The organism is Sporosarcina limicola (assembly GCF_014873855.1).
GTDB classification, from domain to species: Bacteria; Bacillota; Bacilli; order Bacillales_A; family Planococcaceae; genus Sporosarcina; species Sporosarcina limicola.
The window spans coordinates 100,461-119,962 of sequence record NZ_JADBEL010000006.1 but is presented as its reverse complement, the minus strand read 5'-3'; the positions used below and the strand labels follow the sequence as shown (position 1 = coordinate 119,962).

The 19,502-nt window shown below is 40.3% G+C and carries 23 protein-coding genes and 1 tRNA gene; 6 read left to right on the top strand and 18 right to left on the bottom strand.

Annotation, left to right across the window (positions count from 1 at the left end):
• The first annotated feature begins 323 nt into the window (after positions 1-323).
• Entirely contained in the window at positions 324-635 is a 312-nt protein-coding gene (locus H4683_RS07755; RefSeq protein WP_192598280.1) for a hypothetical protein, read from the top strand.
• Between the two features lie 107 nt (positions 636-742).
• Positions 743-1,237: a hypothetical protein gene (locus tag H4683_RS07750; RefSeq protein WP_192598279.1), complete on the top strand. Its 495-nt coding sequence runs from the start codon at positions 743-745 to the stop codon at positions 1,235-1,237.
• Positions 1,238-1,628: 391 nt separating this feature from the next.
• Here H4683_RS07750 and H4683_RS07745 read toward each other — a convergent pair whose 3' ends face one another.
• From H4683_RS07745 to H4683_RS07730, 4 genes are all read right to left on the bottom strand, one after another.
• Positions 1,629-1,952 (bottom strand): hypothetical protein, encoded by a 324-nt coding sequence (locus H4683_RS07745; RefSeq protein WP_192598278.1) that lies wholly within the window; start codon positions 1,950-1,952, stop codon positions 1,629-1,631.
• Between the two features lie 305 nt (positions 1,953-2,257).
• Positions 2,258-3,160, bottom strand: a complete 903-nt coding sequence (locus tag H4683_RS07740; protein WP_192598277.1) for a hypothetical protein — start codon at positions 3,158-3,160, stop codon at positions 2,258-2,260.
• Positions 3,161-3,497: 337 nt separating this feature from the next.
• The gene (locus H4683_RS07735; protein ID WP_192598276.1) at positions 3,498-3,896 is read right to left on the bottom strand and encodes a membrane lipoprotein lipid attachment site-containing protein; all 399 of its coding nucleotides are present in this window, start codon (positions 3,894-3,896) and stop codon (positions 3,498-3,500) included.
• Positions 3,897-4,062: 166 nt separating this feature from the next.
• Positions 4,063-4,512, bottom strand: a complete 450-nt coding sequence (locus H4683_RS07730) for a replication initiation and membrane attachment family protein (RefSeq protein WP_192598275.1) — start codon at positions 4,510-4,512, stop codon at positions 4,063-4,065.
• A gap of 533 nt (positions 4,513-5,045) precedes the next feature.
• Between H4683_RS07730 and H4683_RS21890 the strand changes: the two genes are divergently transcribed.
• The 3 genes from H4683_RS21890 to H4683_RS07720 all read left to right on the top strand — a co-directional run bounded on the left by H4683_RS21890 (position 5,046) and on the right by H4683_RS07720 (position 6,024).
• A complete protein-coding gene (locus tag H4683_RS21890) occupies positions 5,046-5,180 on the top strand; it encodes a hypothetical protein (RefSeq protein ID WP_275403069.1) in 135 nt (44 codons plus the stop codon).
• A gap of 70 nt (positions 5,181-5,250) precedes the next feature.
• A complete protein-coding gene (locus tag H4683_RS07725) occupies positions 5,251-5,523 on the top strand; it encodes a transposase family protein (protein ID WP_192598274.1) in 273 nt (90 codons plus the stop codon).
• A gap of 6 nt (positions 5,524-5,529) precedes the next feature.
• On the top strand, positions 5,530-6,024 hold the full coding sequence (locus H4683_RS07720) for a transposase (RefSeq protein ID WP_192598273.1): 495 nt from the start codon (positions 5,530-5,532) through the stop codon (positions 6,022-6,024).
• A gap of 9 nt (positions 6,025-6,033) precedes the next feature.
• Here H4683_RS07720 and H4683_RS07715 read toward each other — a convergent pair whose 3' ends face one another.
• The 13 genes from H4683_RS07715 to H4683_RS07655 all read right to left on the bottom strand — a co-directional run bounded on the left by H4683_RS07715 (position 6,034) and on the right by H4683_RS07655 (position 16,998).
• Positions 6,034-7,623, bottom strand: a complete 1,590-nt coding sequence (locus H4683_RS07715; protein WP_192598272.1) for a transposase — start codon at positions 7,621-7,623, stop codon at positions 6,034-6,036.
• 436 nt (positions 7,624-8,059) lie between these two features.
• Positions 8,060-8,812, bottom strand: coding sequence for a Fic family protein (locus H4683_RS07710; RefSeq protein ID WP_192598271.1), 753 nt, complete (start codon positions 8,810-8,812; stop codon positions 8,060-8,062).
• Positions 8,813-9,049: 237 nt separating this feature from the next.
• Positions 9,050-9,123 (bottom strand) — tRNA-Arg (locus tag H4683_RS07705).
• Between the two features lie 73 nt (positions 9,124-9,196).
• The gene (locus H4683_RS07700) at positions 9,197-9,697 is read right to left on the bottom strand and encodes a metallophosphoesterase (RefSeq protein ID WP_192598270.1); all 501 of its coding nucleotides are present in this window, start codon (positions 9,695-9,697) and stop codon (positions 9,197-9,199) included.
• Positions 9,694-10,308 (bottom strand): XTP/dITP diphosphatase, encoded by a 615-nt coding sequence (locus H4683_RS07695; protein WP_192598306.1) that lies wholly within the window; start codon positions 10,306-10,308, stop codon positions 9,694-9,696. The genes H4683_RS07700 and H4683_RS07695 overlap by 4 nt, the downstream gene beginning before the upstream one ends.
• On the bottom strand, positions 10,308-11,063 hold the full coding sequence (gene rph, locus H4683_RS07690) for a ribonuclease PH (RefSeq protein ID WP_192598269.1): 756 nt from the start codon (positions 11,061-11,063) through the stop codon (positions 10,308-10,310). Before rph ends, H4683_RS07695 begins: the two co-directional genes overlap by 1 nt.
• A gap of 101 nt (positions 11,064-11,164) precedes the next feature.
• The gene (gene racE, locus H4683_RS07685) at positions 11,165-11,959 is read right to left on the bottom strand and encodes a glutamate racemase (protein WP_192598305.1); all 795 of its coding nucleotides are present in this window, start codon (positions 11,957-11,959) and stop codon (positions 11,165-11,167) included.
• 8 nt (positions 11,960-11,967) lie between these two features.
• Positions 11,968-12,375: a MarR family winged helix-turn-helix transcriptional regulator gene (locus H4683_RS07680; RefSeq protein ID WP_192598304.1), complete on the bottom strand. Its 408-nt coding sequence runs from the start codon at positions 12,373-12,375 to the stop codon at positions 11,968-11,970.
• A gap of 253 nt (positions 12,376-12,628) precedes the next feature.
• Positions 12,629-12,853 (bottom strand): helix-turn-helix domain-containing protein, encoded by a 225-nt coding sequence (locus H4683_RS07675; protein WP_192598268.1) that lies wholly within the window; start codon positions 12,851-12,853, stop codon positions 12,629-12,631.
• 61 nt (positions 12,854-12,914) lie between these two features.
• Positions 12,915-13,370: an acyl-CoA thioesterase gene (locus tag H4683_RS07670; protein ID WP_192598267.1), complete on the bottom strand. Its 456-nt coding sequence runs from the start codon at positions 13,368-13,370 to the stop codon at positions 12,915-12,917.
• A gap of 247 nt (positions 13,371-13,617) precedes the next feature.
• Entirely contained in the window at positions 13,618-14,424 is an 807-nt protein-coding gene (gene sdhB, locus H4683_RS07665) for a succinate dehydrogenase iron-sulfur subunit (RefSeq protein ID WP_192598266.1), read from the bottom strand.
• A 5-nt stretch (positions 14,425-14,429) separates the two neighbouring features.
• On the bottom strand, positions 14,430-16,184 hold the full coding sequence (gene sdhA, locus H4683_RS07660; protein ID WP_192598265.1) for a succinate dehydrogenase flavoprotein subunit: 1,755 nt from the start codon (positions 16,182-16,184) through the stop codon (positions 14,430-14,432).
• A 202-nt stretch (positions 16,185-16,386) separates the two neighbouring features.
• A complete protein-coding gene (locus H4683_RS07655; RefSeq protein ID WP_192598264.1) occupies positions 16,387-16,998 on the bottom strand; it encodes a succinate dehydrogenase cytochrome b558 subunit in 612 nt (203 codons plus the stop codon).
• Between the two features lie 217 nt (positions 16,999-17,215).
• On the opposite strand from H4683_RS07655, the gene H4683_RS07650 reads away from it, so the two are divergent.
• Complete coding sequence (locus tag H4683_RS07650) at positions 17,216-17,632, top strand: YslB family protein (RefSeq protein WP_192598263.1); 417 nt, start codon at positions 17,216-17,218, stop codon at positions 17,630-17,632.
• Between the two features lie 35 nt (positions 17,633-17,667).
• Here the strand turns inward: H4683_RS07650 and uvrC are convergent, their stop codons facing one another.
• Positions 17,668-19,461 (bottom strand): excinuclease ABC subunit UvrC, encoded by a 1,794-nt coding sequence (uvrC, locus tag H4683_RS07645; protein ID WP_192598262.1) that lies wholly within the window; start codon positions 19,459-19,461, stop codon positions 17,668-17,670.
• Positions 19,462-19,502 lie beyond the last annotated feature (41 nt).

The following is a 19,502-nucleotide window of genomic DNA, read 5'->3' as shown; positions in this document are numbered from 1 at the left end:
TACATGCTGAAGAATTCCACTCGTACTATTTCAGCATTCTTTTTCATTAATCTTTTGTCTTTGCTTTATGTTGGGGGAAGTGCTTTCCTTCCCTTGCGAAGCAACAAGAACGGTTGCACTAATCCGTGTTCTTCAGTTCTAATCCATTATAGTAATAGGTATGGATTGACCCTAAAAGCACCTTAAACCTCACCTCTATATGAGTTCATGGCACTTGCAAAACCTTGTCTTACTTTTGGAAATCAACCTTTTTTATCGTGTCTGATACCACCCAATTAATTGTTAAAGGGTTGTGAAACATGATAAATAAGGAGATGTACAAAATGGAAGCATTGGAAACGAACATAGTAAGAATGATAGATAGTAACGGGGAACAAATCGGGGAATTCAATCGTGATGAACAATACATCAGAAGCAGAAAGCAAGATGACTTTATTAAGAAGACTGCAAAAGTTAAAACACAATTTGATGCATACAACCGCAAAGAAGGGAAATTCATTTGGGCTTATCCTGCTAAGATTCAGTACCTCATCAAGTCAAAAGAATTTACCAAAGGCGATTTAACTATGATTTTCTACCTCGCTACTTATGTGAATGGTACGGGTTACCTGTCACACGCCAACAACAAAAAATGAACCTGAAGGATATACGGGAAAAGGTTGCAGTTAGCACCCCGACATTCAAAAAGTTCATTGATAAGCTTTTACAACATGAAATCCTGCTGGATGATAGTAGCGGTTTTATGTGGAATGTAGCATACAATTTTTACGGTTCTTCAACGGGTAAAGCAAAGCCGATACAATTAGTAAGGACATATATCCATCAGGTTCGCTATTTGTATGAAGCACGAACTAAAGAAGGTAAACGGAGATATTCGCCCATTGCATTGTATCCAATATTCGCCCTCGTTCCTTATTTGCATCGTTCCAGCAATATCATTTGTAAAAATCCCGATGTTCTCCACATTGAAGATATTGAATACTTCAATATTACGGAAATAACGGCACTATTGGATTTAACACATAGCAAAAAAACATCATCCGCACTATCTTCTCTATCGCTGAATGGTCAAACTGTATTCGTGAAAGTGGAAAGTAGAAATGAAGTATATTTGAAGCTGAACCCACGAATCTTTTGGCGTGGTGCAGATGTACCCGATTATAAAATGATTGCTGAATTCGATATGATTGATAATAATCACAAAAAACGTAAACTTATCATGTCATCGGTGAACTAAACAAAAAAAGTCCCATGCATCCATCAGCATAATAACTGAAGGTGCAAGGGATTTTTGTATTGTAAGTCGTCACTGGTTAATTTTCATTCACCGTATCATTTATTCTTATAGAAGTAACGCACTCGATTGTATAAAGAAATACAACACCTTATATAAGTTGAACGAAAGATCAACGGCCCATTTATACTTGAATAGTTGAAAAAATCGCGTCAAACAAGCATATGTAGAATCAACAAAAGGGTAAAACTTAAATTCAACTTATATAGTTACTTATAATCTTCAAATTTTTCACCTGTTAAGATTTTAAATACCATTTCAGAAGAAACTTTAGACAAAGCTCCATAATTAGATTGTCCTTGAATTATTAGTTCTATTCTTTCAGATTCTTGATTTATCCAAACGTCATGCTTAAATGAATTCCAAGAGAATTGATAGTCTGGGGGCGTATATCCACTTTAACATTCTCTTGCCAAGCCGCATTTTTCAAAGCATTTATAAGATTTTCAGCTTTATCGGTATCCGTTATCTCATTTACTGTTTCGTACTCATCGTTTTTGTTTCTTTGTTTAACAATTATCGGATTACCGTTCCACGAACTGCTATAAACTCTTTGTTTTGTTGAATCATTTTTTTCAATACTACCATTTGTTGCATCTTGACTACACCCAACTAACACAAGTCCAATTGCGATAAACAAAATAATAAGTCTTTTCAAAACATCACCTCTTTTGTATAGACGTAATTATCTAACAAAAGTTACAAGTCCTTACACAGCTATCCTGCAATCGTTAATTCTGGTTGTCTTACTAAATTATATAGTCATCATGCCCAAAACAAGTACCAACTCTTATTCCAGAAAATGCTCGATTATTGAACAATTACTGTATTCCAATACTGAAAATCGCCTGACATTTTGAATGTTAATAATCAAGAGATGCAGCATAATCCAGTCCCGACAACATCCATTAACATGACGTTTTGTTCTTACTGGTAAAACAACGATTCTTTTGCTGGTCACTCTTAATTAGTCGGTTCTTTTTCTTCTGATGTGATGTCAACTTCCAGCAAAACGGAACCACTTTGGCGTTCCTTTAGCTTTCCCCAAAATATTTTCATTGCCATTACATACTTTTCAAAAGATATTTTATCGACACTTAATACTTCTTCCATGTTGGTAGTACGGTACAAGTTCATAAGTTTAGTGTCGCTTACTGTTTCAAAATATTCAGGACGTATTTTGTATAGTGCAATAGCTGCTGGACCACTACCATGCTTAAATGTATTCGATAATAAATTACATTCGCGAATGGTTTTCCATATTTCCGTTTCTACAATAGGTACTTCAACCTCACTGTCAAACCAGCCAGCCCATTCGGCAAGGTTACTTGCAATAGGTGACGGCATAGTAAAAGTTAGTTTCATTTCTTCTATTACATTCCGTAAAGCCCCGAACTGACTGTAAAAACTACCGTAATCTTTTTCTTCATTGTTTAAAGTGAATTTAATTTGATTGAGGTATTCGTTATGATGATGCGTCATTTCCTTAAACAACCACTTTCGCAACTGCTGTTCAAATACCTGATAAAGATTGCTTAATGACATTAAAACGAATTGATAGTGCATAAGTGATTGTTCTTGCATTAGGTTAACCGCATTGTTTTGAATCTGTTCATAATATTCGCTTCCATCGTCATATTCGGAATTGAAAACAGCCCTGCAAAAAATATCTTCTTCAGCTTTATTTAGGCAGGCTTTATAAGCTACCTCAGGGTTTTCCTTCACATCTTTATAAATTGCATCATACGTGCGATTGTAGGTTTCTAACAGTACATCATAAATACGCGTATAAGAATCCTTGAAGAAAGGACTAAAGTACAAATTAAAATGTACAAGCTGTTTTTCCGTTCCTTTTTTCTTTCCCATTCGGTCACTACCTTTCCCCCACCTAAGTGTTTTTTTGCTTATGCTAATAAATTCATATGTACTTAATCAACTGTAACCGATTACGAATTTTCCTACAAAGGCGTGTGCGTACCTGTCACATGTTACATCAACAATTCTACCTCTTCATCAATATCCGCCATTTTCAAGTTGTGCATCTGCTTCTTTCACGTCCGGCAACAACTTGCCCCCGTCGGCACGGGTAAAGAAGCATTACTGTTGTTCCAGTAAAGCTACTCGTTAGTTCAATAAAGGATACCTACTGACAGCCCTGTTCTGCTAAAGCCTCCGTTTGTTAAAGAAAAAAATTCTATTTTAATTACCTGTCAATATTTATTGAATCATTAGAAGGTGTAAGATATTCCTTTTCCGCTATAGAAAAGCTACACTGTTGACGGTTTATTTCTGCATAATGAACTACCTTTTTGTCATTAAGGAAAACCAATAAATAGATATCATCTCTGATATCTATATTGCTTGGGTCTTTAAAATTAACACCCAATTGTTCCTTTATACTTTCTTGCGATGTATAAGGTGTAAATAGAAAAGCTTTATCCCAATCGAAATTTGTTAAAGAGTTAATATTAATTTCACTTATATTTTTATCTTCTACAATGGAATAAATTGATTCCTCTAATTCCGTATTCTGTTGAACACTACTTTGGCTACACCCCACTAAAAGTAGTAAAGTAAAAATAATAAAAGTAATTCTTTTCAAATTATCACCCCCTGTATATCTTTATAACGTAAAAGTAATGTGAAAGTTTCAAACTCGTTGTTGTTGAACAAACCTGTCCTGTTAGTAAAAAAGGCTATACTCCTTATTGAAGTAAAGCACCCGTTAGTTGAAGAAGGATTTCCAAGTAGGGACACACTACTAATAACTACTTCTCTGATGACTCTTTGTACTTCTTATGTTCTTCCCTAACAAAGACAATAGCCTTTTCAACAGTTATTAAATTTTCCTTGTGCCAATTTTCACCCATTTCTCTTACCAAAGGGTGAACCATTCCGATTCTACTAAAAATTGCAACATAATCAAGTAATACATTTATTACTCCATCTTTTAATCCCAATAACTGCAAATCCTTAACAAGTTTTATATCATCCTCGGTAACAGTACCGTAGCGTTCTTTAATAAAATCAAAAGGTGTTGTAGATTTAACCTGTTTTATATACCATTCATCGGGTGTCATTCCAATTTTAGCTTTGGATTGTTGTTCGTTCCATTCCTCTATTGTCATTCCGTGTATTTCTTGAAATCTCTCTTCAGGTGTCGTCCCATGTATTACTTTACGTTGTACTTTCTTCCTTCCTATTTTATCTTTGGTCATTTATTCCCTCCTTAATATTCCCATCTAATCTTCTTGTTCAACTAAACTGCCTCGTTAGTTCAATAAGGAATCATTCTACCACTAATACGTTCGTCGCGACTGGAAGGTTTCATTAATTCAAAATAAACAATCTTCACATCTTACGTTTAACAAGTAAATCATCACTTTCCTTTAATAGTGAATAACACAGTTGAAGCGGCTGATGTATATACGTTAGCTTCAGTGAGTTACAAAGGTACTGCTGAACATCCTGCAACGCACCAGTACACGCCGAAGGGGGGGAGTATCGTTCCCATATAACAATGGGTTCGATATCATCCCTAACTTATCTTGTTCTAAATTACATTAATTAAAATAAGTGTGTCTGAATTTGTTTCTTTCGTTGTTAATGGGTTGTAAGCAACTAAACAGCAAAGGTTGATAAAGAAAATGAGTAAAAAAAGAAATAGAAATGAAAAAATGGTGGTCTGAATCTCACCCATTAGCTGTTTAAGGGTTATAAGACAAAACAATAAAAAAGGATGATTAAAAAAATGAAACAGGTCAATCAAGAAGAATTTACATCAAAACAAATCAAGACAATGAATCTCATTGTCGAAAAAGCACTTGCCGGAATAAAATATAGTGAAATCAATGAGGCTCAACACCAAAGTCTGTACTTGACATAAAAAATTATACAAAAAACACCTGTATCCTCTATAGTTGAAAGTACGACCCAACAACGAAAGAGGTATACAGATGAACTCCCATTTTACCACTCTTCTTCTTGATTTAACAGAGCTAGTTATTTCCAATGTCGAACGTATCCTAGAAGACTTTTTTGTTCATGCAGATCCTGCTGATCGTTTCCAAAAGTGTCCTCACTGCCTAGGAGAGGACGTTATCCATAAGGGTATTGCTTATCAACGAACAGTACGTCATCTTCCAGCCTTCGGTCGGTGTGTATTCCTTTGTCTCCCTGCAATCCGACTGTTGTGTAAGCCATGCGGGGCTACTTTTATTTTTGACTAGGCATGTGTGGAACCAGGAAAACGATACACCAAACAATTCGTTGCATCGCTCCCAGGTCACGTGGTCGGTGCGACAGTTAAGCATGCGGCAAAACAGACACAAACCCCTGCGACTACCGTGGAACGGGTTTTTAAACAATGGATGGAAGGCGAATGTAAGCAGGTTCAAGCGGTCTGTACAGAACAGACTTTAGAAAGTAATCAGCTTGTTTTGGGTATTGACGACTTCGCAATCCGCAAAGGGCACACGTATAATACGGGCCTTCATGACTTGCGGGGTGATACGTTTCTTGATGTCATCCCCGGTCGGAAACTGGAGGATTTACGGGCTTATTATCAAGAACACCCACACTGGATGAATCTTCAACCTGTAGCCGTCGTCATGGATTTGGCAAAAGCATATCATGATTGTCCCCCAAAAAACCCGTGTTTTAAAATTGAACAGGAATTTAGCGGAGGCGCTTTTACAATTAATGGGATTGACTGGAGGGTACAGTCTTAAACAAGCCTGTTAGGCTGTCCTAGCTCTGTATTTTGTGACTGCTTTGAAGTTAAAAGCTAGTATTTTGGAGTGAATCCAGATTTTTGAGCGCACTAATCCACGGATGGGAATAACGTCAATTTTGAATCCCCTCCGGAGTGCTGACACAATTCCTTCAACTCCAGCTCTGAAGTTTGATAGAAGATAATGCCTTTCGCTATTCATTTCACTTCGTACGATATCTGTTTGTAATTTGTTTTCTGTAAACCGCACCGTGTTAAACTTTTTTTGCTGTTGAATGGGACACTGATCCAGTAATGGACACGTGGCACAATTTTCTTTTGAGAATTTAGCTGTGTATACTTTTTTCTCTGCGTCATACTTCGACAGGACTGGTTTATTGTCGGCAGGACATTCTGTAATATGTTGATGTTCGTCGATTTCAAATTGATTCGTGGGCAACTTATTCTTTGAAGGCTTTCGTCCCGTCATCGTTGAAACGCTCATTTCAATATCTTTACTCTTTGCCTTTTCTAATGACTCTTGGCGGTAATAGGCACCGTCTGCGGATAAAACATCGATTTCGTCAGCGAGAGGGGCATCATCCAAAAAGTTTTCCCCGAACTCAGCGTCACTGTAAAGGTTATTTTGTACATCATGACTCAAAATAAGTCCTACATTTTTCTTTTTGTCACGGACTTCCACCAGATTGACCACATAGCCAATATCACCTTTTCCATTCTTGTACCGGTAGGTAGCGTCTGGATCCGATGGATTTTGTAAATTACCAGGGGATAACTCTTTTCCTTCCAACGGAATGAGAACACCTTCATCTGTTTCGATACACTGTTCATTTAAGAGACGAGTAAGCACCTTGAATTCCTTCATCTCTCGGCACTCATCCTTGTTAACTAAGTGTTGATATATTTCCGCTGCGTTTTCAAATTGTGTGGCTAACTTGTCCCCGGCTTCGCTACTCTTAGCGTGATAGATTGTCTTGTTTTTATGTTCACTCTTCAAGTACTCCTGAAGATGTTCAGGAACCAATGCCGGGTCCACTTTATGTGCAGCTTGTATCATCTGTTGAACAACACGGTAAACAAGTTCCAAACGAGATAACTTCTTGCAGGAACTGCTTAAAAGAAATAAGTCCATGCGTGCCATACTCTTGTCTAATTCGATAAGATCGGCTAATTGTGCAGACAATGAATCTACTTCGGCTTTGAGTAGGTCGATACCCGTCGTCACTTCATATTCAACTAAACGTTGACGAAAGTTCGTTAGCGTGTTTATGCAGATTCTTTCCTTTTCGAAATTCTCAATGCCTAAGGCATACTGATAACGATAATCAAAATAGAAGGAAGAAATTAATTTTTCATCGCTTAAAGTGTGCAATTCTTTGAGAATAAGCAGGCTGACTAGGATGTTTACAGGTTTATTCGGACGACTAAATGTCTCGCTATAAAGCACGGAAAAACGATCTTCATTGACTTTCAAAAAGATATCAGTGTAGAAGCCTTCTGCAAAACTGTTTTGAAGTGCTTCCAAAATATACTTTGGAAAGTTAAGGAATCGATCATCTATTGAAAATTGCTGCTCTTTTCTTCCGGGTTTGAACATAGGAATACCTCCAATTAGTAGCTGTACCATCTATTTTACCACTTTCCCGTTCTCTAAAGGTTGTAGACAAGATTTTTTATGTACAATCAGCGAAGGCGCCTTTTAAGTGGTAGCCGGAGTGATAAGACTGTCAGCGGTTTTCTGGCAGGCTTATCACGGGAGGCATCCACGAAGCGCCGAAGCGGTGTTCAATGGAATTACTTATGCACCCCATGGACCTTTGGAGAGTTTTTAGCTTTTTGGGTGTGAATCATACCATAGCTTAATAAACTACCCAGATATTATTGAGAAATCATAAAAAAACTGATTAAATCATCTATAAATCCTTGGCTCCCCAATATAATTAGTGATTAACTCTTCAACAGATAATTGATGCGTAGTAAGGTGCTTTTGTATCTGTTCTTCAGAAAGACTAGTAAAATCTGATGTTTTATATTCATCTGTCGTGGGAATTGTCACGTTTGAAAGTAGCTTCTTTTTTATAGTGTTGTATAAAAGGTTCTGCAATATCACGAAAAACCTCTTGCTGCAAGGTAGCTTCTTTCATTAAAATTGACGAATCATCACTAAACTTCTTTAGTCCATTAATGTATTCCTCGCGCCGTTCAGAAGAAATAATGAAAGGTGTTACATCGTTCCGCAAAGATTCTCGCAACATAATGATTCGCCCTACACGTCCATTTCCGTCTTGGAAAGGATGAATGAGTTCAAACTGATGATGGAAACTTAGAATATCTTCTAAATCGACAGATGGTAAAAGGTTATATTTTTCTAACAAGCCTTCCATCAATTCAGGAACTTCATAGGGTTGAGCCACCTTTTGGTTGCCCGCAATGTTAGGTATGCCCTTATAACGTCCGACACCATACCTTTTTTCGTCCGTTGTCCCTTTTTTCAACATCTGATGAAATTCTTTAATCAAACGTTCGGTAAAGGGTTCCTCCATCGTATCTAACATGAAACTAACTAATTCAAAGTGATTTTTACTTTCGATAATATCATCTACACTGTGACCGCCCGTTGGTACAAGATTGCGTTCATACAATGATTGAGTATCAGACAACGTCAATGTGCTACCTTCGATCTTACTTGTATCATAAGCCATCGTAACGGTCACGTAGTCATACAATCCATTTTTAAACTGATTTTTCCGTTCTTGTTCCATAACAGAGAGATATGTTATTTTCACCTGCAACCACTCCTTCTTCTTTCAATAGTATACCAAATTACTTTTTATTTAGAAATTCAAACATCATCTTCTCATCAACGACCTTCAAAAAGGCATCACTTTTTGTATACCGAAGTTTCATTCTCTATCAAATTCAAACGGATTCCAACAAAAATAAAAAAACGTTTGAAACCTTGTTGCAACAGGGTTTCAAACGTTCCTAATCTGATTCACATTTAACTGTTTTAGCACTATAAACGTCCCAGGAGGGATTCGAACCCCCGACCGACGGCTTAGAAGGCCGTTGCTCTATCCAGCTGAGCTACTGAGACAAGTGTTTCGTGTTTCGCAATCAATCGCTAACGACAAACTTTAGTATAAATAGAACTGGACCAAAAGTCAACACTATTTTTCAAAGTTATTCATTTCCACAAAATCGACCGTGTCATGCATCCTGTTTTTGAACGTTACACGCACCATCTCATCCCATTCAATCACTGCATATGTCGCTTGTTTTCCACCTCGAGGTTGCATTGTGCTCCCGGGATTAACGAATAGAATTCCCTCTTTCATTTCCGCACCGTATAGATGGGAGTGGCCGAATAGGACGATATCTGCTCCATGTTCTAGTGCTGCATAATAGAGTGGCAACAATGAATGCTTCACATCGTGTTCATGCCCATGTACAACCAAAACAATCTTGCCTTTCACTTCAATGACAACAGACGATGGATAATCCGAGTCCCAATCACAATTCCCACGTACACAATACATCTTATGCAGAAGAGGGTCATTGAATGACAGTTCACTATCTCCACAATGAAAAATCGCATCCGCAGACAGCGCGGAAACGGCTCTCACCGTTTCCATATCACCGTGCGAATCACTCATGACGACCAGCTTCAACTGTTCTCACCCACGCTGTTCAAAAATTGCGGAAGCTTTGATTTTAATTCAGAAAGAGCGGCTCCACGATGTGAGATTGCACTTTTTTCTTCAGGCGACAACTCTGCCATCGTCCGATTAATTTCCGGGACATAAAAAATTGGATCGTAACCAAAACCATTTGTCCCTTTTCGTTCATGATGAATCAGCCCTTCACAGCTACCTGAAAACGTTTCTGTTTGAATACCAGGACCAGCCACCGCTAGTACGCAACGGAAGCGCGCTGCACGAGCCTCGTACGGCGTCGTAGCAAGCCCTTGCAACACTTTGTCGATATTGTCATCATCATTCTTCCCTTCGCCTGCATAGCGCGCTGAGTACACGCCTGGCGCACCACCCAGTGCATCGATTTCAAGTCCGCTGTCATCTGCTATAACGACTTTTCCAAGGAGGCGTGCGACCGTTTCAGCTTTCAAGATTGCATTCTCCTCAAACGTTACGCCAGCCTCTTCGACGTCGATAGCTCCATCTATATCATTCAATGTAAGAACTTTTACACCGAATGGTTTGAACAATGTTTCGAAGTCTTTTGCTTTGCCTAAATTATTTGTTGCAATCAACACTTCTTTCATCATTCAACACCTCCTACCGGATTGATAAGTTGTGCGACTGAGCCAAGTGCTTCTTTTTGAATCGTAAATAACTGTTTGAGACCCTCTTCTGCTAGCGAGACAAGTCCATTCATTTCATCACGCGTAAACGTAGACTCCTCGCCTGTACCTTGCAACTCAACGAATGCGCCTCCACCTGTCATGACGACGTTCATGTCGACTGCAGCCGCTGAATCCTCTACATAATCAAGGTCGAGAATAAGCTCTCCCTCACTCGTCTTCCCTACGCTTGTCGCCGCCAGGAAATCTGAAATAGGAAATTGTGCTAATCCCTTTTCGACGTGCAATTTTGCTGCCGCCATGGCCATTGCTACAAATGCACCCGTTATCGAAGCAGTACGAGTTCCCCCATCGGCTTGAATCACATCACAATCAATCCAAATCGTACGTTCACCAAGTGCCTCCAAATTAATAACTGCACGCAATGCCCGTCCAATCAATCGTTGTATTTCCATCGTTCGGCCACCAATTTTACCTTTTGAAGCCTCACGTTGCGTCCTTTGACCCGTTGCACGTGGCAGCATAGAGTATTCAGCCGTCACCCATCCTTTACCGCTTCCACGTAAAAAATGTGGCACTCTTTCTTCTATTGTTGCAGTACAAATCACTTTCGTATTCCCGACCGAAATAAGGACTGACCCTTCCGGATGAATCAAATAATCTGTTTCTATTGTGACTGGCCTAATCATATCGGCCGTTCTTCCATCATGTCTCATATTAAGTACCCTCCATCATTCAGATTGCGCATTCATCTTATCATAACCCATTTCATATACGCAAAAACCCGAAATATCCTTTTAGGACATTCCGGGTGATTTTATAAAGTGATATGCCTTACATCGGGGGTTTTAATCGATAGCCAGTCTGTGACGATTTGGTGGAACTTTTCTGTATCCCCCGTCGTATAGAAGATCGTTTCCTGTTTACTATCTACTGTATGCTCAATACCATTCGAAAGTAGTGCCCGTTCGACATCACTCACCGTCTCTACGGCCGATGAAATGATCTCCACGTTATTCGGCAAGAAATTTTTGATTTGGTCTTGTAAAAGAGGATAATGCGTACAACCTAATATTGCTGTATCAAAATCTTTTTCGGCAAGTGCGAGAAGTGCATTCGAAACAACGACACGCGCATTTTCTGACTTATACTGACCGCTTTCAACAATTGGTACGAATTCTGGACACGCAAGTGGATGAACCTTTGCATTCGGCGATAGAACATGAATAGCATCGTCGTACGCACCACTGTTAATTGTTCCAGTTGTTCCGAGAACTACAATTTCTCCTACCACTGAAGCTTTGACCGCCGCACGTGCTCCAGGGTCAATCACTCCTATTACCGGAAATGGAAATTGTTCCTGGATGTCATTAAGCGCAACAGCAGTAGCTGTATTACAGGCAATGACGAGCATTTTTATCCCCATTCCGGAAAGTGTTGTTGCCATCTCAATTGTAAACTTCCGAACCTCATCTGCCGGTTGCGGCCCATAAGGACAACGTGCAGCATCGCCTATATAGATAATTCGTTCATTGGGTAGTCTCTCGAGCATCTCTTTTACGACAGTCAGACCGCCAACACCCGAATCGATAATTCCGATTGGTGCTTTCACTGGTATCCTCAATCCTTTTTCATCTCATGATGTAGTTTAGTTAACAGGTTAGAAAAATTCTCCACTTGTTGTTCATCGAAATCTGCTAAAACCGTGTTTAAGTAAACACGACGCTTATCAATTACTTCTTCGATAATACGTTCGCCTTCACTTAAAAGATGAATTCGCACGACACGTCGATCTTGTTCGTCGCGAACCCGCTTCACAAGGTTATTGTTTTCCATTCGATCAACCAAGTCCGTCGTTGTGCTAAAAGCGAGATACATCTTGTTAGAAAGATCCCCAATTGTCATATCGCCGTGTTCAAACAACCACTGCAATGCAACAAACTGCGGCGGCGTGATCGTATAATTACTAAGAATTCTACGACCTTGTTGTTTGATGATACCTGAAATATACCTCAATTCCTTTTCCATATGCGCTACTTCTTCAGTATATTGATGATTTGATGAACTATGCTCCGTCAAGTAAACCAGCTCCCTGAAAACGATTACTGTCTACCTATTGTCACCCTTTTTAGCGTGTAAGGCAATACCTTTTATGTTGATGTCTAAAAAGTCCTGAAAAATAGTTGTCAAACGTTCACTAGATACATATCTTAAAATCTTTATCGCAAGTCATAATACAACTCAACCGCCTCGTTTTTCACGTTCTCAACGGACATCCCTATTAATACAATTGTAACTCCCCGAGCCGTAATAATTCAACAATCGCTTGCGCCCTACCGGATACCCCGAGTTTTTGAATTGTGTTCGAGATATGATTCCGAACAGTCTTCTCACTAATTCCGAGCCGCCCCGCAATATCTTTTGTCGTATTATCGCTAACGAGTAGATTAAAGATTTCCCGCTCTCTTGCTGTGAGCAAGGAACGATGTTTAGATTCTTCTGTCAAGACGCGCCCCTCCTATCCACTTTCACTTTAAAATATGTGAAGGTGATGCAGGCTGTGCCGGCTACTTGATCTTTTCGTTGACAAATTGCGCCTTCTCTTCCTCCGTCCATGAAACACTTTTTCCAGTTTGCCTTCCAATCTGCACAATTGATCCGCGTCCAGTGAAAACAATGTCTCCTTTTTCGTTCTTCGCCATGTAATGAATATCAACAGAACTTTTCCCAATTGTGTTTACTTTCACAAAAATAGCCAGTGCTTCATCGAAAAAAACTTGCTTCAAATAATCGCATTGTAAGTCTGCAACTACGGGAATCGTATCACCGGCAGAATCAAGCCAGCTGTTCATGAGGTTGATATGTTTTAAATATTCAATCCTTGCATACTCAAAATACGCAAACGTCACCGTATTGTTCAAGTGACCAAACATATCTGTTTCCGAAAATCGAACGGATACCGGTACTGAGAATGTAAATTCCGATGTCCATTTTGACAAATCTTTTATGTAAGTTGCCCTCATCGTATAATTCCTCCTATAAATAAAATGAATGATCGTTCATTTTATTAGTCTAACAGATATCCCCTTTATAATGAATCGAAAATACTTTTATCCAAATAAAGTCTATCTCCCTTTAGTCGCTTCGCCGACAAATTCGGTCGCCTTGCTAGTGGGAGTGATCTATTGGATGAAAGATCAGTCGCTTCGCACGAGACGACGATAAAAACCCCTGCGAGGCAAATTTGCCTCGCAGGGGTTTAGACTAAAATCAGTCTACCATATGGTCGCTTCCGAAGAAGTTTTTAAACATTTGGACATTCGTTGCGCGGTTCATCGCAGCAATCGATGTTGTAAGTGGAATTCCTTTTGGACAAGCAACAACACAGTTTTGTGAGTTCCCGCATTCTCCAATTCCACCGTCTGTCATCAGTGTCGCTAGTCGTTCGTCTTTGTTCATTGCACCCGTCGGATGCGTATTGAACAGACGGACTTGTGATAGAAGCGCAGGCCCCATGAAGTTCGTATTGTCGTTAACGTTCGGGCATGCTTCAAGACATACGCCGCACGTCATACATTTTGAAAGTTCATATGCCCATTGGCGCTTACGCTCAGGCATACGGGGTCCTTCTCCAAGATCATATGTCCCATCAATTGGAACCCATGCCTTGATTTTTTTCAATGAATCAAACATAAATTCTCTGTCAACAATCAAGTCACGGACAACCGGGAATGTCTTCATCGGTTCCAGTTTGATTGGTTGTACGAACTGATCTACAAGCGCTGTACAAGATTGACGCGGACGTCCGTTGATAACCATCGAACACGCTCCACAAACCTCTTCCAAACAGCTCATGTCCCAGTTAACAGGTGTGGTTTTCTTACCTTCTTTATTGACCGGATTACGACGAATTTCCATTAGAGCAGAAATGACGTTCATATTTGGTCTATATTCTATTTCAAAACTTTCCCAATAAGGCTGCGAATCAGCAGTATCCTGACGACGAACATCAAAAAGGACAGTTTTCTGTGCAGTCTGCTGTTGGCGATCCTGTACGGCTGTATTATTGTTGCTCATTTACGTCAATCTCCTTTCTTCGCGGAGTAATCGCGTGTACGTGGCGGGATTAAGGAAACGTCTACTTCTTCATAACGGAAGATTGGTGCAGACTGTCCATCAAATTTCGCCATCGTCGTTTTCAAGAAGTTCTCATCATCTCGGTTCGGGAAGTCCGGTTTGTAATGGGCTCCACGACTTTCATTACGATTAAGTGCACCAAGAGTGATAACTCGAGCTAAGTATAGCATGTTTTTCAGCTGACGCGTAAATGTTGCGCCTTGGTTAGACCATAGCTGCGTATCAGTAATATTGATGTTTTCATAACGTTCAAGAAGCTCCACGATTTTATCGTCTGTCGCTTGTAATTTATCATTATAACGAACTACTGTTACGTTATCTGTCATCCATTCACCAAGTTCTTTATGAAGAACATACGCATTTTCCGTACCATTCATTTTGAGTGTATCATCCCACTTCTGCTGCTCTTCTTTCACAGCAGCGTCGAAGATTGTTGAAGGAAGATCTTCCACAGAACGTTTTAAACCTTTCATGTATTGAATAGCATTCGGTCCTGCGACCATACCGCCGTAGATTGCTGAAAGGAGTGAATTTGCACCAAGACGGTTCGCTCCGTGTTGTGAATAATCACATTCACCGGCCGCGAATAGTCCTGGGATACTTGTTTGCTGATTATAATCGACCCATAGTCCACCCATTGAATAGTGGACAGCTGGGAAGATTTTCATTGGTAATTTACGTGGATCGTCGCCTGTGAATTTCTCATAGATTTCAATGATTCCACCCAGCTTGATATCAAGCTCTTTTGGATCTTTATGCGAAAGGTCCAGGTAGACCATATTTTCACCGTTTACACCGAGTTTTTGGTTAACACAAACGTCGAAAATTTCACGGGTTGCAATATCACGGGGCACTAGATTACCGTAATCCGGATACTTTTCTTCAAGGAAGTACCAAGGCTTTCCGTCTTTATAAGTCCAGACACGTCCACCCTCACCACGAGCGGATTCACTCATGAGACGAAGCTTGTCGTCACCAGGGATTGCCGTCGGATGAATTTGGATGAACTCCCCATTTGCGTAGTCGGCTCCTTGTTGATAGACGATAGAAGCTGCCGAACCTGTATTGATGACAGAGTTTGTCGTTTTCCCGAAGATGATTCCAGGTCCGCCTGTTGCCATAATAACTGAGTCGCCTCTAAATGCTTTGATTTCCATTGTCTTCATGTCTTGCGCTTTAATACCGCGACAAACACCTTCTTCATCAAGAACAACGCCAAGGAATTCCCAGTGTTCATATTTCTGAACGAGTCCGTCTACTTCAAATTTCCGAACTTGCTCATCTAGTGCGTATAGTAGTTGCTGTCCTGTTGTCGCACCTGCGAAAGCAGTACGGTGATGCATCGTGCCTCCGAAACGTCGGAAATCCAGAAGTCCTTCTGGCGTCCGATTGAACATAACGCCCATCCGGTCCAATAAACTGATGATTCCTGGTGCTGCATCCGTCATTGCTTTGACTGGTGGCTGGTTCGCAAGGAAGTCACCGCCGTATACAGAGTCATCGAAGTGGATTGAAGGCGAGTCGCCCTCCCCTTTCGTATTAACTGCACCGTTGATACCGCCTTGGGCACATACAGAGTGGGAACGTTTAACCGGTACAATTGAGAACAAGTCAACCGGCGTACCGTCTTCAGCCGCTTTGATAGTTGCCATCAGACCGGCTAGTCCGCCGCCGACGACAATCAATCTGCTTTTTGCCATTATTGTTTCACTCCTCAAATTATAGGTGATCTTGTGTTTTGATAAAGCGAAACTTCAATCAGCGGGGAGTTTCTTATCCTCCACTGATTGTTAGTTAAGCCATTCGGGCTTTTAGGGGGAGTTGATCCCCCACTTATTCTTCTTATTATCTAGAAGACTCGAAGTGGGGGTCTTACTACCCGTTAATGCGGGATAAATTAATTTACAAAACAAAAGCAAGTAGCGCTTGTACACCAATTACAGAAAGAACTAGGAAAATTGCCATCGATATATACGTAACGATAGCTTGCGAACGCGGAGACTGTGTAATTCCCCAACTTACTAGGAATGACCAAACCCCGTTCGCCAAATGGAACGTTGCCGCGATAACACCTGCCATGTAGAATGCGAGCATAAATGGATTCGATAAGATTTCAGCCATCATATCGAAGTTTACTTCAGCACCCAATGCCTTCTGGATTCTTGTTTCGTAGATGTGCCAAGCAATGAAGACAACAAGGAATACACCTGTCACCCGTTGCAATAAGAACATCCAGTTACGGAAAGTGCCGTAACGCTGTACGTTATTCTTCGCTGTAAAGGCTATGTAGACACCATAGAACGCATGGAACATAAGCGGGATGTATATCACGAACCATTCAAGAAAAAGAACGAATGGTAAGTTCCCCATAAAACTAGATGCGTTGTTGAATGCTTCTGCACCGCGTGTTGCAAAGTGGTTGATGACCAAATGTTGAGCAACAAAAAGCCCAACCGGAATGATACCGAGCAAAGAATGAAGACGGCGCAAATAAAAATCTGATTCTCTTGACAAGTCTTTTACCCTCCTTTAATACTGAGGTAGTAGTCCGCATTTTTCATCATTTAAATACAAAGTGAATATTGACGGCCTACCTCTTCGTGGTACACTATTATAACATATCTATTGTACTCCTCTGTTTTAGAGAGGTCAAGACGATGTCAGCATTTGATTCACCTTTCCAGAAACGCTTAGTGACTTACATAATTTTCCGAAAGGGTTGCATGTTCAATTGACAAATAATACGTATGATTCACAGACTCGATTTGGCTACGAAATTTTGAGGGATCATGTTTTACCAAGTATACTTGGTAAACACGAGGATGATATCCTTTACTGGGCTGGAAAAGATGTAGCTCGGAAATTCCCTGTTTTCAAGGTTGAAGAGCTACCTGATTTTTTCTCTGAAGCTAGATGGGGTGACCTGTCCCTTGAACAAAGAAAAAAAGAGGAAGCGTTTTACACGATGAAGAGTTATGATGGGACAAATGTCCAAAATAGGTCATGTCAACTTGAAGCCGGCTTTCTCGCTGAGCAGTATCAGAAGTTGAATGGACTCCTAACTGAATGCTTCGGAGAAGTAAATTCGAAGGATGGTAGTATCCATTTTCATGTAAAATGGGATCCGAAGACCAAAATCGAACTATAAAAAAGAGATGCGTCCTTGATGGATGCACCTCTTTTTCATTTCTCTTTCCGCAGTCTTTCTTCTTTAAAATACATTTCAACCGATTCCGCCACAGCCTTAGGTAGTCCTGCTTCTTGTAAAGTTTGAACGGAGGCTTCCCCAATCTTTTTGACCGAACCGAACTGTTTAAGCAATTGCTTCTTCCTTTTTGGTCCAACACCTGGCAATCCATCCAATGCAGAAATCAATGCATTCGTACCCCGTTGCTGACGGTGGAATGTAATTGCAAAACGGTGAACTTCGTCTTGAATTCGCTGTAGCAAATAAAAGGCTTCACTCGTCCTTTTAAGTGGAATCAAATCGACTGGATGTCCATAAAGGAGTTGCGCTGTCTGGTGTTTGTCGTCTTTCGCAAGTCCTGCAATGGGAATAGATAGGCCTAATTCGTCTTCGATGATTTCCCTTGCCGCTTCCATATGCCCTTTGCCCCCATCGATAACGATGAGATCAGGTAACGGCAAATTGTCGTTCAATACGCGTAGATAACGTCGTTTCACAACTTCACGCATGGCGGCATAATCGTCATGCGCCGCAGCAGTCTTCGTCTTGTATTTCCGATAATCTTTGCGATTCGGTTTTCCATCGATAAAGGATACCATAGCAGAAACAGGATCCGCTCCGTATGTGTGCGAATTATCAAAGGCTTCAATTCGTAGCGGGATAGCAATATTCATCGCATCGCCAAGTTCTTCGCACGCCCCGATTGTTCGCAGTTCCTGACGCTCAATAAGATGGAATTTCTCCTTAAGTGACATTTCCGCATTTTTTATCGCAAGGTTAACGAGAGTGTTCTTTTTCCCACGTTGAGGAATAAAAACATGGATACCTAGAAGCTGATGAACAATTTCACTATCGATCCCCTGCTGAAGATAGATTTCTCTTGGTTTCAAATGCTCGGATTTATCGTAAAACTGACCAATGAATGTCAACAGTTCTTCTTCTGGTTCTTGATATACAGGAAAAAGCGATACATCTCGCTCAATCAATTTTCCTTGCCGAACAAAAAATACTTGAACACACATCCAACCTCGATCCACTGAATAACCGAAAATATCACGATCTGTGAAATCGTTCATTGTTATAGCTTGCTTTTCCATGACTGCTTCAATATTCGCAATCTGATCCCTATACTCTTTCGCGCGCTCAAATTCAAGACTTTCCGCTGCAGAGGTCATTTTTTCTGTTAACTCTTTTTTCACGCTCTTATATCCACCATTTAGAAAACGAGTGATGTCATCAACCATTGCCTTATAGGTATCTTCAGCCACATTATTAACACAAGGAGCTAGACACTGACCTAAATGGTAATACAAACAGACGCGATCCGGGATCTTTTGACACTTTCTATATGGGTAAAGCCTGTCGAGCAATTTCTTTGTTTCGCTAGCGGCATACGCGTGCGGATAGGGACCGAAATACTTTCCTTTGTCTTTCTTCACCTGTCTCGTGATGATTAATTTTGGATGACGTTCTGCAGTGATTTTCAAATAGGGATAGGTTTTATCATCTTTTAACATGACATTATATTTTGGATCATATTGTTTTATCAGATTCAATTCAAGAATTAGTGCCTCAAGGTCTGAAGTCGTTACAATATATTCAAAATTCACAATTTCACCAACTAGACGCTGCGTTTTTCCGTCATGGCTTCCTGTGAAGTAACTACGAACCCGATTTTTCAACACTTTAGCCTTACCGACATAAATAATTGTCCCTTGCCTGTCTTTCATCAAATAACAACCTGGTAAGTCAGGCAATATGGTCAGCTTCTGTTCAATCAGTTCATTCATTTTTCTCACCTACTAAAAAAACCGGACGCCTGTAAAGGTCC

What these genes read in the sequence shown, in the direction of transcription:
- H4683_RS07755 (WP_192598280.1), top strand. Translation starts at nt 324, where the DNA reads ATGGAAGCATTGGAAACGAACATAGTAAGAATGATAGATAGTAACGGG.
- H4683_RS07750 (WP_192598279.1), top strand. Translation starts at nt 743, where the DNA reads ATGTGGAATGTAGCATACAATTTTTACGGTTCTTCAACGGGTAAAGCA.
- H4683_RS07740 (WP_192598277.1), bottom strand. Translation starts at nt 3,160, where the DNA reads ATGGGAAAGAAAAAAGGAACGGAAAAACAGCTTGTACATTTTAATTTG.
- H4683_RS07730 (WP_192598275.1), bottom strand. Translation starts at nt 4,512, where the DNA reads ATGACCAAAGATAAAATAGGAAGGAAGAAAGTACAACGTAAAGTAATA.
- H4683_RS21890 (WP_275403069.1), top strand. Translation starts at nt 5,046, where the DNA reads ATGAAACAGGTCAATCAAGAAGAATTTACATCAAAACAAATCAAGACA.
- H4683_RS07725 (WP_192598274.1), top strand. Translation starts at nt 5,251, where the DNA reads ATGAACTCCCATTTTACCACTCTTCTTCTTGATTTAACAGAGCTAGTT.
- H4683_RS07715 (WP_192598272.1), bottom strand. Translation starts at nt 7,623, where the DNA reads ATGTTCAAACCCGGAAGAAAAGAGCAGCAATTTTCAATAGATGATCGA.
- H4683_RS07695 (WP_192598306.1), bottom strand. Translation starts at nt 10,308, where the DNA reads ATGAAAGAAGTGTTGATTGCAACAAATAATTTAGGCAAAGCAAAAGAC.
- rph (WP_192598269.1), bottom strand. Translation starts at nt 11,063, where the DNA reads ATGAGACATGATGGAAGAACGGCCGATATGATTAGGCCAGTCACAATA.
- H4683_RS07680 (WP_192598304.1), bottom strand. Translation starts at nt 12,375, where the DNA reads ATGGAAAAGGAATTGAGGTATATTTCAGGTATCATCAAACAACAAGGT.
- H4683_RS07670 (WP_192598267.1), bottom strand. Translation starts at nt 13,370, where the DNA reads ATGAGGGCAACTTACATAAAAGATTTGTCAAAATGGACATCGGAATTT.
- sdhB (WP_192598266.1), bottom strand. Translation starts at nt 14,424, where the DNA reads ATGAGCAACAATAATACAGCCGTACAGGATCGCCAACAGCAGACTGCA.
- sdhA (WP_192598265.1), bottom strand. Translation starts at nt 16,184, where the DNA reads ATGGCAAAAAGCAGATTGATTGTCGTCGGCGGCGGACTAGCCGGTCTG.
- uvrC (WP_192598262.1), bottom strand. Translation starts at nt 19,461, where the DNA reads ATGAATGAACTGATTGAACAGAAGCTGACCATATTGCCTGACTTACCA.